Annotated in this window: 11 protein-coding genes; 6 read left to right on the plus strand and 5 right to left on the minus strand. The window is 70.6% G+C overall.

Annotated elements, in window-relative coordinates; all coding sequences use genetic code 11:
• Positions 1-226 precede the first annotated feature (226 nt).
• A complete protein-coding gene (locus OHA98_RS15595) occupies positions 227-802 on the plus strand; it encodes a hypothetical protein (RefSeq protein ID WP_266926221.1) in 576 nt (191 codons plus the stop codon).
• A 95-nt stretch (positions 803-897) separates the two neighbouring features.
• Here the strand turns inward: OHA98_RS15595 and OHA98_RS15600 are convergent, their stop codons facing one another.
• The 3 genes from OHA98_RS15600 to OHA98_RS15610 form a co-directional block, all read right to left on the minus strand.
• The gene (locus OHA98_RS15600) at positions 898-1,443 is read right to left on the minus strand and encodes a hypothetical protein (protein WP_266926222.1); all 546 of its coding nucleotides are present in this window, start codon (positions 1,441-1,443) and stop codon (positions 898-900) included.
• A 172-nt stretch (positions 1,444-1,615) separates the two neighbouring features.
• Positions 1,616-2,380, minus strand: a complete 765-nt coding sequence (locus tag OHA98_RS15605; protein WP_266926225.1) for a DUF4239 domain-containing protein — start codon at positions 2,378-2,380, stop codon at positions 1,616-1,618.
• A gap of 15 nt (positions 2,381-2,395) precedes the next feature.
• Positions 2,396-2,530 carry a hypothetical protein gene (locus OHA98_RS15610; protein ID WP_266926227.1) on the minus strand — a complete coding sequence of 45 codons (135 nt, stop codon included), beginning with the start codon at positions 2,528-2,530 and terminating at the stop codon, positions 2,396-2,398.
• A 1,031-nt stretch (positions 2,531-3,561) separates the two neighbouring features.
• On the opposite strand from OHA98_RS15610, the gene OHA98_RS15615 reads away from it, so the two are divergent.
• Positions 3,562-4,380: an SAM-dependent methyltransferase gene (locus OHA98_RS15615; protein WP_266926229.1), complete on the plus strand. Its 819-nt coding sequence runs from the start codon at positions 3,562-3,564 to the stop codon at positions 4,378-4,380.
• The gene (locus tag OHA98_RS15620; RefSeq protein WP_266926231.1) at positions 4,377-6,551 is read left to right on the plus strand and encodes a bifunctional diguanylate cyclase/phosphodiesterase; all 2,175 of its coding nucleotides are present in this window, start codon (positions 4,377-4,379) and stop codon (positions 6,549-6,551) included. The genes OHA98_RS15615 and OHA98_RS15620 overlap by 4 nt, the downstream gene beginning before the upstream one ends.
• 69 nt (positions 6,552-6,620) lie before the next feature.
• Here OHA98_RS15620 and OHA98_RS15625 read toward each other — a convergent pair whose 3' ends face one another.
• Positions 6,621-7,541, minus strand: a complete 921-nt coding sequence (locus OHA98_RS15625) for a LysR family transcriptional regulator (RefSeq protein ID WP_266926232.1) — start codon at positions 7,539-7,541, stop codon at positions 6,621-6,623.
• A 95-nt stretch (positions 7,542-7,636) separates the two neighbouring features.
• On the opposite strand from OHA98_RS15625, the gene OHA98_RS15630 reads away from it, so the two are divergent.
• Genes OHA98_RS15630 through OHA98_RS15640 form a run of 3 tightly spaced genes read left to right on the plus strand, consistent with a single transcriptional unit; the run spans position 7,637 to position 11,038 of the window.
• The gene (locus OHA98_RS15630; RefSeq protein WP_266926234.1) at positions 7,637-8,344 is read left to right on the plus strand and encodes a succinate dehydrogenase; all 708 of its coding nucleotides are present in this window, start codon (positions 7,637-7,639) and stop codon (positions 8,342-8,344) included.
• 1 nt (position 8,345) lies between these two features.
• On the plus strand, positions 8,346-10,295 hold the full coding sequence (locus tag OHA98_RS15635; protein WP_266926235.1) for a fumarate reductase/succinate dehydrogenase flavoprotein subunit: 1,950 nt from the start codon (positions 8,346-8,348) through the stop codon (positions 10,293-10,295).
• A complete protein-coding gene (locus OHA98_RS15640) occupies positions 10,292-11,038 on the plus strand; it encodes a succinate dehydrogenase/fumarate reductase iron-sulfur subunit (RefSeq protein WP_266926236.1) in 747 nt (248 codons plus the stop codon). Before OHA98_RS15635 ends, OHA98_RS15640 begins: the two co-directional genes overlap by 4 nt.
• Before the next feature lie 50 nt (positions 11,039-11,088).
• Here OHA98_RS15640 and OHA98_RS15645 read toward each other — a convergent pair whose 3' ends face one another.
• Positions 11,089-13,524 carry an excinuclease ABC subunit UvrA gene (locus OHA98_RS15645; protein WP_266926238.1) on the minus strand — a complete coding sequence of 812 codons (2,436 nt, stop codon included), beginning with the start codon at positions 13,522-13,524 and terminating at the stop codon, positions 11,089-11,091.
• Between the last annotated feature and the right edge of the window lie 49 nt (positions 13,525-13,573).

A 13,573-nucleotide genomic window follows, 5' to 3' on the forward strand; every position in this document is an offset into this window, starting at 1 on the left:
GGCTGTCTGCTCTTCGGAGTAATGAGCGGATAAAAGTTCTGACGGTCTGTGACCTGCGACTCCGTCAGATCCGGGGTTTCCGTACGGCGTGTCGGCTCACCGGGGTGGAGCAGTGCCGAAGTGCGACGGCCCGGGGAACTGGTGAGGGTTCGTCATGGGACGCGTTTCTCTTCGATCCATCCCGGAGGACAGGACTCCGGGGCGCGCCCCGCTGGAGGTTCACACCATGCGTGCTTCACGCGCTCTCGCGGTCACCGCGACCGCCTTCGCGGCCGTCGGGCTGGCGGCCCCGCTGGCCGCCGCCGGCGGTGCTCCCGGCGATGCTCCGCGCAATATCACCGTCAATCCCTCGTCGGTCCACCAGGGCGCCACGATGCAGGTGACCGCACAGGGCTGCCGCAACGGCGGCAAGGTGTGGTCGAACGCCTTCCCGACGACCGAGCTGTCGGCGGGCCGTACGGGGTACGCCACGGCGCACATCCGGCACAACGCCACGCCCGGGAACTACAACCTGTCCGTGCGGTGCAACAACAACAACGAGAACAACAACGACTTCAACGGGAACGGGGGCAACGGAGGCAACGGGGGCGACGGCGGCAACGGCGGAAACGGAGGAAACGGCGCCATCGCGACGCACCAGTTCACCGTCCTGCCCGGCCGGGGCGCACAGGGCGGCCTGGGCGGTTCCATGGGGCCGAGCTCCGTGGAGATGCAGATCGGCGGCGGTCTGGTGGCCGCGGCGGCCGTCGGAGGTGCCGTCTTCATCACCCGGCGCCGGCGGTCGAGCGATGCGGCGGTCTAGGGCCTCGAACCTCCCGCCCGGCCCGATACGCCCGTCGCCCCGGGTCCTGGATCAGGACCCGGGGCGACTGTCGTGCGTCCGCGGTGTACCGCCGGTCAGTGCTGACGGCCGGCGGTGCGCCGCCGCACGAAGTAGACGGCCCCGGCGCCCGCCGCCAGCACCAGCCCCGTACCGGCGGCGATGCTGGTGGCGTCCATCGTGCCGATACTGCCTCCGAGCCCGCCGGTCACCCCGCCGGGTGGCGCGATGGATGTCGAACTGGATGTGGGCGCCGTGGTGGGGGTGGCGGTGGCGCCGCTGGTGATGGTCAGGCTGACGCTCCTGCTCGCCCCCGTGGAGCCGCAGACGAAGGTCACCGCGTAGACGGCACCCCGCCTGGCGGCCGCGTCGACCGTGGCGGTGGCCGAGGTGCTGCCGCTCGGGATGACCGTGGTGCCGAACACGCCCGAGGTGACGGTCGTATTGCCCGTGCAGCCCCCGCTGCCGAGGGTGACCGTGCCGCCCGGGGCGACCACCGACGGGGCGACGGTCGGGTCGAACGAGGTGTTCGTGCCGCCCGCCACGGCTTGGACGGCCGGTGTCAGCAGGGTGAGTGCGGTGGCGCCGAGCAGGGCGGCGGGTGCGACACGTATCGCGCGCATGGTGAATCCTCCGGGTCCCCGAGGAGCAGCTGCGGAACGGATTTCCACAAGGAATAGGAAATGCACCTCGATACCCGAAACGCTAGAAGTCGCTCATATCGCCCGCGATCAGGGTCCGGCGAATGGGGCAGCGTTGTCCCCCGGCCGGCGCACCGGCCGGGGGTGGCGGCCGTCAGCCGCCCGCGTGCGGGAACAGGTCGAGGAAGGGTGCGGCGGTGGCCGGGACACCCCGGCCGAACGGTGAGTCGAAGTCCCAGATGAGGAAGAGCAGAAAGGCGATGAGTGCGCTGAACAGGCCCGCCAGCAGCAGTTCGCGGAAGGTCCTGCGGATCTGCAGCGTGAAGATCAGCCCGACCGTCACCAGCGCTCCGGTGATCAGCCCGAACCAGACCACCCCCGGCATGGTGGCTCCGGCGCTCTGCCCCCGGGAACTGCGGGCGTCGTCGGCGGCGGCGACCTGGTCCACCAGTGGCTGGTACGCCTGCCCTTCGTGATCGGTCCTCGGCTCGTATCCGGTGACGTCGGCACGGACCCGGTCCAGCAGGCGCGTACCCCGGTCGGTGAGGCTGCCGCGGTCGGACATGGCCTTCCACTCGTCACGGACGACATGGCCGACATAGGCGTCGACATCGGCGCGGATACGGTCGCGGACCTCGGCCGGATAGACCGATGACCGTGCCCGCACCTCGTGCAGCGCCTGGGCTTCCAGCCGTACCGACTCCTGGGCCGCGCTGCGGCCCTCCCAGACTCCGGCGATGGCGAGGCCGAGCACGATCGCGTACACCACGCCGATCATCATCGTCATGTACTCGATGACGTCGGGTGTCTCGGACGGGTCGTCGTCCTCGCCGACGCGGCGGTTGTTGAGGACGGCGATGGTGAGGACGACGGCGCAGGCCGAGGCCATCGCAAGGGTCAGAACAAGCCATTCCGACATGGGTTTCTCCCTCGGTCAGCGGGACGAGCGGGGCCGGAGCACGGCGACGGCGAATACGGCGGGGGCGGTGATCAGCAAGGTCAGGGAGACCAGCGACGGCCCGCTCCCCGGTGTCTTGTGTGCCGCCCTGCGGTACGTGGGGAGTGCCACGGGCCGGGGGGTCGGGGGCGCCGCGCGTGCCGATGGTGTCGGCGCGGGCTGCGGGGAAGGTTTCGGTGGGGGCGGTGGCGTGGGCATCCGCGACGGAGGCTCCGGTTCCGGTGGTGCGGGAACCGGAGCGGGCGCAGGCGGAGGCGGGGGTGCGGGCGCTGGCGGTGGCGGTGGCGGTGCGGGACGGGGTGGAGGAGGAGGCGGCGGTGGCTCCTCCGGCGGCGGCGGGGGAGGTTCGGGCTTCGGGACCGCCTCGCACCGTGCTCCGCCCGCCACGGCGACCGAGGAACCGCCGTCGAGCCCGATGGAGGCCACCGCACAGGCGTCGGCGGACGCGGGCGGCGGTATGGCTATCAGCCAGATGAGTGCGGCGGCTGCCGTGAGCCGCCCGATGAGTGATCCGTACACGATCCGGAGCATGTTCCGCGCCGAAGCCGGACACGCGAGGAGTGGCAGTGGATTCGCCTGATAGGGGGGACAATTGACGGTTCACGTTTGAGACGCCGGGCGTGCGCACTGCCGAACCGGTCGATCACTCAAGGCTTTTGGCGCGCGAGGACCCGGAACGGGGGAGAGATCCGCCGAAGCCGCCGTCCGGGCGACTGCTCAAGAAGTGAGCGATGCTCACCCCGGTGGCCGGGAAATGCGGCGAAAGCCGTCACTGCCGGGTAGGTCCATACCTTTTCCGGTGATGTGAAGCGCGGATCCGCCAACTGCCGGGGCGTCGGCGGAACATGATACGCGGTCTCCGACGTACGGAACTCGGCGGTGCGCCGGAGTGGTCCGCGGGCATCACCGCGCGCATTCGTCCAAGTCGCCGCCGGGTGCCGGAAAACGGGCCCGAAGTGCCGTTCCGTCGCTGAATGCGTACACGCAGCGACGGGCGGCGCCGCACATGCCACTGGTGTGTGACCAATAACGGACCGCTAATTTCCGTTTCCGCTCGCTCTCTTGGCGGCCGATCAGTAGCCTCTGGTCAACACTGACCATGAACATGGCCGGATCGCCGTGGCGACTTGTTGGAGACATCGATGGAGCGTCCCGCCTGGGCACCGCAAGGCATAGACATTTCGGTGCCGAGCGTGTCTCGCATGTACGACTTCTATCTGGGCGGATCGCACAATTTCGAGGTGGACCGGGAAGCGGCGCGCAAGGCCATGGAGTTCATGCCCGGCCTTCCCAAGATCATGCAGGCGAACCGGGCGTTTATGCGCCGGGCCGTGCGCTACGCCACAAGCGTGGGTATCAGCCAGTTCCTGGACATCGGTTCCGGCATACCGACCTTCGGCAATGTCCATGAAGTCGCCCGGGCGGCCGACCCCGAGTCCCGGGTGGCGTACATCGACCACGACCCCGTCGCGGTCGCGCACAGCCAGGAAGTGCTGGAGGGCGACGACCGTACGGTCGTCGCCGCCGCCGACCTGCGCCGCCCCCGGGACATCCTGAACAGCCCCGAGGTGGGCGGACTGCTCGACCTCGGCAGGCCGGTGGCGCTGCTGCTCGTCGCGGTGCTCCACTTCATCGAGGACGCCGACGACCCGTACGCGGCTGTCGCCGAACTGCGTGAGGCGCTGGCCCCCGGCAGCCTGATCGTCGTGACCCACGCCTCGTACGAGGGGATCCCGCTGTCCGAGGCGGAGGCGGGCGGCACGGTCGGCGTCTACCGCAACATCCGCAACCCGCTCGTCATGCGTTCGCGCGACGAGGTCAGCAGGTTCTTCGAGGGGTACGAGATGGTCGAGCCCGGCCTCGTCGCCATGCCTCACTGGCGCCCGGACACCCCCGTGGTGCCGGAGCAGGAGGACCCGTTCGCCTTCTCGGGCTTCGCAGGGGTAGGACGCAAGGCGTGAGCATTCCCGCCCAGGCGTCCGGTGAGCCGGACGCGGAACCGGACGGCCCCGAGGGCCGGCTCCGGAGATTCGCCACGATCTGGAGCCGGGCCATCTTCCCCTCGACGGCCACCTCCATGACCCGACCGGAATTCGAGCAGCATCTCCTGCCGCTGGCACGGGAGCTGAACGGAATCCTGCACGCCCACCCGTTCGAGGCGGCGCCCGCCCAGCGCGTGGGCGCGGCGCTGGTCGAGGCCCACTGCACGGACCCGGACGCCCTCAGCTCCTCGCTCGGCGTCGTCGACTCCTATCTCGTCCTCTACTGCGGCGGCAACGGGCCCAGGGAACTGTCCACCGAGGACAGCAGGGCCCGCTGCGCACGGATGCAGCACGCGATGGCAGGCGGCTTCACCCAGGCGCTGCGTGAGCGGACCCTGTCCGAACAGGAGGCCATCGCCCGCTCGGCCCTCGCCGCCCGCTCCCACGCGGAGCAGGTGCTGCATGCCACGGAGGCACGCTTCCGGGCCGTCTTCAAGGACGCCGCCATCGGCATCGGCATCGCGGACCTGGACGGCAACGTCCTGGAGGTGAACGACACCCTCACCCGGATGTTCGGCGGCCTGGACCACCATGTCCGCGGACACAAGCTGAACGAGTGGGTCCACCCCGAGGATTCGCCGCAGGTCTGGAAGTACTACAACGAGCTGGTGCGCGGCGAGCGCGAGCACTACCGGGTCGAGAAGCCCTACTACCGCAACGACGGAACGGTCCTGTGGACCAACCTGACGGTGTCGCTGCTGCGGGACGCCGAGGGCCGCCCGGAGTACCAGCTCGCCCTGCTGGAGGACACCACGGAGCGCAGGCTCCTCAATCTGCGGCTGCGCTACGAGGCGACCCATGACGCGCTCACCGGCCTTCCCAATCGCACGCTCTTCTTCGAACGGCTGGAGAAGGCCGTCTCGGCGAGGAACGGCACCCGCTTCGGGCTCTGCTACCTCGACCTGGACGGCTTCAAGGCGATCAACGACAGCCTGGGCCACGCCGCCGGTGACCGGCTGCTGGTCGAGGTCGCCGACCGGCTGCAGAGCTGCGCCACGGCACCCGGCGAGATGGTGGCCCGGCTCGGCGGCGACGAGTTCGTCGCCCTGACCACCGGACCGGACACCGAGGACGAGGTCGACGAACTCGCCTGCCGCATCCTCGGCGTGCTCGCCACACCCATCCGGCTGGACGGCCGGGAGCTGACCGTGCGCGGTTCCATCGGCATCGTCGAAGGCCCCTCCGGGGAGCGCAGCGCCGCCGAGGTGCTGCGCAGTGCCGACATCACGATGTACCGGGCCAAGTCGGCCGGCGGCAACCGTTTCGAGCTCGCCGACGCGGAGGCCGACGCGCGCGCCATCACCCGGCACGGGCTGACCACCGCACTGCCCGCGGCGCTGGACCGCGGTGAGTTCTTCATCGAGTACCAGCCGCTCGTGCACCTGGGCGACGGCAGTGTGCACGGTGCGGAGGCGCTGGTGCGCTGGTGCCATCCGCAGCACGGGGTGCTCGGTCCGGACCGGTTCATCCCGCTCGCCGAGCACACCGGGCTGATCGTGCCGCTGGGCCGCTGGGTGCTGGAGGAGTCCGTCCGGCAGGCGAACTTCTGGCAGGAACGGCACAGCGACGGCGGCCCGTTGCGGATCAACGTCAACCTCTCGCCGACCCAGCTGCACCACCCGCGGCTGGTCGCCGAGACGGTCGATGTGCTGGAACGTTCCGGTCTGGAACCGGGGGCGCTCTGCCTGGAGGTCACCGAGTCCGCGCTGATCGGCGCCGACGACGACCTGCTCAAACCGCTGCGGCAGCTGGCGGAGATGGGCGTCGACATAGCGCTCGACGACTTCGGCACCGGATACTCCAACCTGGCCAATCTGCGCAGGCTGCCGGTGAGTGTGCTCAAGCTGGACCGTTCCTTCACCCAGGGCATGCAGCAGCACCCGGCCGACCCCGTCGACCTGAAGATCGTCGAAGGGATCGTGTCGCTCGCGCACAGCCTGGAGCTGGCCGTGACGGTGGAGGGCGTGGAGACCGGGGCCCAGGCCCAGCAGCTGCGTGAGCTGGGCTGCGACACCGCCCAGGGCTGGTACTACGCCCGCCCGGGTGCCCCGGACCGTATTCACAGCCTGCTGCTGGCCGACGCCGTGTGAGGGGACCGCCGGGCGGACGTGCGTCAGCCCGGCGGTCCTGCCCGGGGGCCGGTGGTCCTGCGGTTGTCCTCAGCCGCCGGACGGGACCGGACTTCCGGCCCGTCCGGCGATCGAGGACAGCAGCACACGCCGCAGCTCCCTCGCCGCCCGCGGCGGTGCCACATCGCTGCGGTGCGCGAGCGCGATCGTGCGGCGCAGCCCGGGTCTGGCCAGCGGGGTGGTGCGCAGATCGTGCCCGGCCCGGTTCGCGACCATGCTGGGCACCACCGCGATGCCCAGCCCCGCCCGGACGAAACCGAGCACCGCGTCCATCTCGCCGCCCTCCACCGTGAACGACGGTTCGAAGCCCTCGGCGCGGCAGGCCGCCAGAGTCAGCTCGCGCAGGTCGTAGCCGTGACGGAACATCACCAGCGGCGCGCCCTGGAGATCGGTGATCCGCACCCTGCCGCCCCGCCCCGGGGCGGCCTCCGCCGCGGACGACACCACGACCAGGTCCTCGTGCAGCAGCTCCACGGTGGTCAGCGCGGGCGAGGCGGCCGGCAGGGGCAGCACGACCAGGGCGAGATCGAGCGCGCCGCGCGCCAACTGCCGTACGAGGTCGTGCGAGCCGCCCTCCTCCAGCAGCAGCCGGACGCCCGGATGCAGATCGTGGAAGGCGCGCAGGACGTCCGGCAGCAGACCCGTGCAGAGGCTGGGGGTCGCCCCGAGCCGGACACGCCCGCGCCGCAGCTGCACCAGCTCCTGCACCTCGTGCCGGGCGGTGTCCGCGTCCGCGAGGATCCGGCGGGCCAGCGGCAGCAGCGCCTCGCCCGCGTCGGTGAGGGCGATATTGCCCCGCGCCCGGCTGAACAGTTCGGCGCCCAGCTCGTTCTCCAGCGCCCGGATCTGCTGGGAGAGCGAAGGCTGCGAGACATGCACCGCCTCGGCGGCGCGGGTGAAGTGCCGGGCCTCGGCGACGGCCACGAAATAGGAGAGCTGCTGGAGGTGCATACACCGACGATAACGCGGCACGATAGGCAAAGCCTATGAAGATGAGCCACACCATGTCTTGGACTGATGGGTCTTTCGGCCCTAGCGTCGTGTCCATGGCATTGGCAACGCGGGCGGACCGACGGCCGTCCATGACGCGTACACTCTGGGACTCGTCCGTCGGCAAGAAGACGATCATGGCTGTGAGCGGCCTGATCATGCTCGGCTACCTGGTCGTCCACATGGTCGGCAACCTGAAGATCTTCTTCGGATCAGGCGAGTTCAACCACTACGCCCACTGGCTGCGGACCATGGGCGAGCCCTTCCTGCACTACGAGTGGGCCCTGTGGATCGTCCGGGTGGTGCTCGTCGCCGCCGTCGTGCTGCACGGCGTCTCCGCATACCAGCTGAGCCGGCGCGACATCAGGGCGCGCCCGACCCGTTACGTCCACCGCAAGCCGCGTGCGAGTTACGCCACCCGGACCATGCGCTGGGGCGGCATCATCCTGGCGCTGTTCATCGTCTGGCACATCCTCGACCTGACGACCGGCACCGCGCACCCGGGCGGCTTCCAGTCCGGACGTCCCTACCAGAACGTCATCGACACCTTCTCGACCTGGTACGGGAACACCGTCTACATCGTCGCGATGCTCGCCATGGGCCTGCACGTCCAGCACGGATTCTGGAGCGCCGCGCAGACCCTGGGCGTCGGCAGCGCCACCCGTGACCGTGTTCTGAAGACCCTCGCCAATGTGCTCGCGGCGGTGCTGACGCTGGGCTTCATCTCCATACCCGTCGCCGTCATGACCGGAGTCGTGAGCTGACATGACCGACTACTCGCACTACACGACGGGCACGCCCGTCGCCGACACCAAGGCACCCGAAGGGCCCGTCGCCGATCGGTGGGACACCCGGCGCTTCACGGCCAGACTCGTCAACCCGGCCAACCGCCGCAAGCACACCGTCATCGTCATCGGCACCGGCCTCGCGGGCGGTTCGGCCGGCGCCACCCTCGCCGAACAGGGCTACCACGTCGTCCAGTTCTGCTTCCAGGACTCGCCCCGCCGGGCACACTCCGTCGCCGCGCAGGGCGGCATCAACGCCGCGAAGAACTACCGCAACGACGGCGACTCCGTCCACCGGCTGTTCTACGACACCGTCAAGGGCGGCGACTTCCGCGCCCGGGAGTCCAACGTCCACCGGCTCGCCCAGATCTCCGTCGAGATCATCGACCAGTGCGTCGCCCAGGGAGTCCCCTTCGCCCGCGAGTACGGCGGGCTCCTCGACAACCGCTCGTTCGGCGGCGTCCAGGTCTCCCGCACCTTCTACGCCAGGGGCCAGACCGGGCAGCAGCTCCTCCTCGGCGCGTACCAGGCGCTGGCCCGGCAGATCGCCGCGGGCAACGTCGAACTCCACGCGCGCACCGAGATGCTCGACCTGATCGTCGTCGACGGAAAGGCCCGCGGCATCGTCGCCCGCGACCTGATCACGGGGAAGATCGACACCTACTTCGCCGACGCGGTCGTCCTGGCCAGCGGCGGCTACGGCAACGTCTTCTACCTGTCGACCAACGCCATGAACTCCAACGCCACCGCCATCTGGCGCGCCCACCGTCGCGGTGCCTACTTCGCCAACCCCTGCTTCACCCAGATCCACCCCACCTGCATCCCGCGCACCGGCGACCACCAGTCCAAACTGACGCTGATGAGCGAGTCGCTGCGCAACGACGGCCGGATCTGGGTCCCGAAGGCCAAGGGCGACGACCGTCCCGCGGGCGAGATCCCCGAGGACGAGCGCGACTACTACCTGGAGCGCATCTACCCGGCCTTCGGCAACCTCGTGCCCCGTGACATCGCCTCCCGGGCCGCCAAGAACGTCTGCGACGAGGGCCGGGGCGTCGGCCCCGGCGGCCAGGGCGTCTACCTGGACTTCGCCGACGCCATCGCGCGGATGGGCAGGGCCGGGGTCGAGGAGAAGTACGGCAACCTCTTCGACATGTACGCGCGGATCACCGCGGAGGACCCGTACAGCACACCCATGCGGATCTATCCCGCCGTGCACTACACGATGGGCGGCCTCTGGGTCGACTACGACCTCCAGACCACCGTCCCCGGGCTCTTCGCGATCGGCGAGGCGAACTTCTCCGACCACGGGGCCAACCGGCTGGGCGCCTCCGCGCTGATGCAGGGCCTCGCCGACGGCTACTTCGTCCTGCCGTCCACGATCAACGACTACCTGGCCCGCAACCCCCACACGGAGACCGTCGACGCGGACCACCCGGCGGTCGCCGAGGCCGTCGCCGAGACCGAGGACCGCATCAACCTGCTGCTCGCCGTCGACGGCGACCGCACCCCCGACTCCTTCCACCGTGAGATCGGTGAACTCATGTGGGAGTTCTGCGGGATGGCCCGCACCGAGGAGGGGCTGCGCAAGGCCCTGGAACGGATCCCGCAGATCCGCGAGGAGTTCTGGCGCCGCATCAAGGTCCCCGGCACCGGAGAACAGTTCAACCAGTCGCTGGAGAAGGCCAACCGCATCGTCGACTACCTCGAACTCGCCGAGCTGATGTGCCTCGACGCCCTGCACCGCGCCGAATCCTGCGGCGGCCACTTCCGTGAGGAGTCACAGACCCCTGAGGGTGAGGCCGCCCGCCGGGACGAGGAGTTCTCCTACGCCGCCGCCTGGGAGTTCTCCGGCACCGGCGAAGCCCCCGTCCTGCACAAGGAAGACCTCGTCTTCGAGTACGTCCACCCCACCCAGCGGAGCTACGCATGAAGCTCACCCTGCGCGTCTGGCGCCAGCAGAACGCCGAGACGCCCGGCGCCATGGCCACCTACCAGGTCGACGGCATCTCCCAGGACATGTCGTTCCTGGAGATGCTCGACACCCTCAACGAGGAGCTCATCCTCGACGGGGACGAGCCCGTCGCCTTCGACCACGACTGCCGCGAAGGCATCTGCGGAGCGTGCAGCCTGGTCATCAACGGCGACGCCCACGGCCCGGAACGCACCACCACCTGCCAGCTCCACATGCGGTCCTTCCAGGACGGCGACACCATCGACATCGAGCCCTGGCGGGCCGCCGCGTTCCCGGTGGTCAAGGACCTCGTCGTGGACCGCTCGGCCTTCGACCGCATCATCCAGTCCGGCGGCTACATCTCCGCCCCCACCGGCACCGCCCCGGACGCGCACGCCACGCCCGTGCCCAAGCCGGACGCCGACTTCGCCTTCGAGCACGCCGAGTGCATCGGCTGCGGCGCGTGTGTGGCGGCCTGCCCCAACGGCTCCGCGATGCTCTTCACCTCGGCGAAGGTCAACCACCTCAATGTGCTGCCGCAGGGCGCGCCCGAACGTGAGACCCGGGTCCTGGACATGGTCGCGACCATGGACGAGGAGGGCTTCGGCGGCTGCACCCTCACCGGCGAGTGCGCCACGGCCTGCCCGAAGGGCATTCCGCTGCCGTCGATCGCGGCCATGAACAAGGAGTGGCTGCGCGCGACCCGCAGGGCCGCCCGCTGACCGGACCCGCACACCGCTCCTGACCCCCGGCCCCGGGGGTCAGGAGCCGATCACGAGGTCACGCCCCGGCCGTCCGGCCGCAGGGCCCTCGCCAGATAGGGGGCCGTGCGGCTGTCCGCCGCCCGTGCCACCTCCGCCGGAGTGCCCGTCGCGACGATCCTGCCGCCCCGGCCGCCGCCTCCCGGCCCCAGATCGATCACATGGTCCGCACCCGCCACCACGGCCATGTCGTGCTCCACGACCACCACCGTGTTCCGCGCGTCCACCAGCCCGTGCAACTGCCGCATCAGCACCTCGACATCGGCCGGATGCAGTCCGGTCGTCGGCTCGTCCAGCAGATACAGCGTGTGGCCGCGCCGGGTGCGCTGGAGCTCGGCGGCCAGCTTGATCCGCTGGGCCTCGCCGCCCGACAGCTCCGTCGCGGGCTGACCGAGCCGCAGATACCCCAGCCCCACATCGAGCAGCGTCGACAGACTGCGCCCGGCCGCCGGGGTGCCGGTGAAGAACCCGGCCGCCGACTCCACCGTCAGGTCCAGCACCTGCGCGATGGTCAGCCCGCCCAGCGTGACCTCCAGTGTCGCCGGGTTGTAGCGCGCGCCGTGACAGTCGGGGCAGGGCGCGTACGTACTGGGCAGGAACAGCAGCTCCACGGAGACGAACCCCTCGCCCTGACAGGTCTCGCACCGCCCGCCCGGCACATTGAAGGAGAACCGCCCCGCCCTGTAGCCGCGCGCCCGCGCCGTCTCCGTCCCCGCGAACAGCTTCCGTACGACGTCGAAGAGCCCGGTGTACGTGGCCAGATTCGACCGGGGCGTACGGCCGATGGGCTTCTGGTCGACCTGGACGAGCCGGTCCACCGCCTCCAGCCCCCGCGCCGACGCGCAGTACCGCGCGCCCCGCGCCCCGGGCGGCCCGTCCGCGGCCTGCCGGTCCGCCAGTGCCCCGGCCAGCACCTGGCCGACCAGGGTCGACTTCCCCGAACCCGAGACACCGGTCACCGCGGTGAACACCCCGAGCGGGAACTCCGCGTCGACGCCGCGCACATTGTGCCGGTCCACCCCGGTCAGCCTCAGCCACCCGGACGGCGTCCTCGGCTCCCGTACCGGCGCCGGAGTTCTGTCGAACAGGAACCGGCGCGTGGCGGACTGCGGCACGTCCGCGAGCCCGGCGGGCGGCCCGCTGTGCAGCACCCGCCCACCGTGCTCCCCGGCCAGCGGTCCCACATCCACCAGCCAGTCCGCGCGCCGCACCACATCCATCTGGTGCTCCACCACGAAGACCGTGTTCCCGGCCTCCTTCAGCCGGCCGAGCACGGCGAGCAGGGACTCGGTGTCCGCGGGATGCAGTCCGGCCGAGGGCTCGTCCAGGACGTACACCACCCCGAAGAGCCCCGAACGCAGCTGGGTGGCGAGCCGCAGCCGCTGCAACTCGCCGGAGGACAGCGTCGGTGCCGTACGGTCCAGGCTGAGATAGCCCAGCCCCAGCTCGGTCACCGTAGCGATCCGCGCCAGCAGATCGGCCGTCAGTACCCGCGCCGTCTCCCCGCCGCCCGCGAGGGACAGCACCTCGGCGAGCTCGGCGAGGGGCAGCGCGGCCAGCTCGGCGATCGTCCGCCCGCCGAAGGTGACGGCCATCGCCTCCGGCCGGAGCCTGCTGCCCGCGCAGACCGGGCACGGGGCGCTGGTCAGGAACCGCTCCGCCTTCGCCCGGAGCGTGGCGCTGCGGGAGTCCGCGAACGTATGCATCACATAGCGCCGGGCGCTCATGTACGTGCCCCGGTACGGGCGTTGGATCCGGCCCGCCTCACGCACCGGATGGACTGTCACCACCGGCTGCTCGTCGGTGAACAGGATCCACTCCCGGTCGGCGGCCGGCAGCTCCTCCCACGGCCGGTCCACGTCGTACCCGAGCGCGTCCAGCACATCGCGCAGGTTCTTGCCCTGCCAGGCTCCGGGCCAGGCGGCGATCGCCCCGTCCCGGATCGACAGCGAGGCATCCGGTACGAGCAGTTCCTCGGTGGTGCGGTGGATCCTGCCGAGACCGTGGCACGAGGGGCAGGCCCCGGCCGCCGTGTTCGGGGAGAAGGCGTCGGAGTCGAGCCGCTCGGCGCCCGCCGGATAGTCCCCGGCCCGGGAGAACAGCATGCGCAGCGAGTTGGAGAGCGTCGTGACCGTACCGACCGAGGAACGCGACCCGGGGGCGGAGCGGCGCTGCTCCAGGGAGACCGCGGGCGGCAGTCCGGTGATCTCGCCGACCGCCGGAGCGCCGACCTGGTGGATCAGCCGGCGGGCGTACGGGGCGACGGACTCGAAGTAGCGGCGCTGGGCCTCGGCGTAGATCGTCCCGAAGGCCAGCGAGGACTTCCCGGACCCCGAGACACCGGTGAACACCGTGAGGGTGTCACGCGGGATGTCGACATGGACGTCCTGGAGGTTGTGCTCACGGGCGCCTCGCACCCGGACGTACGGATCGTGGGGGGAGGACATCGGGGCGTGGCTCCGTACGGAAACTGATCAGGGCGGAGAATTCGGGGCA

The organism is Streptomyces sp. NBC_00654 (assembly GCF_026341775.1).
Taxonomy (GTDB): Bacteria; Actinomycetota; Actinomycetes; order Streptomycetales; family Streptomycetaceae; genus Streptomyces.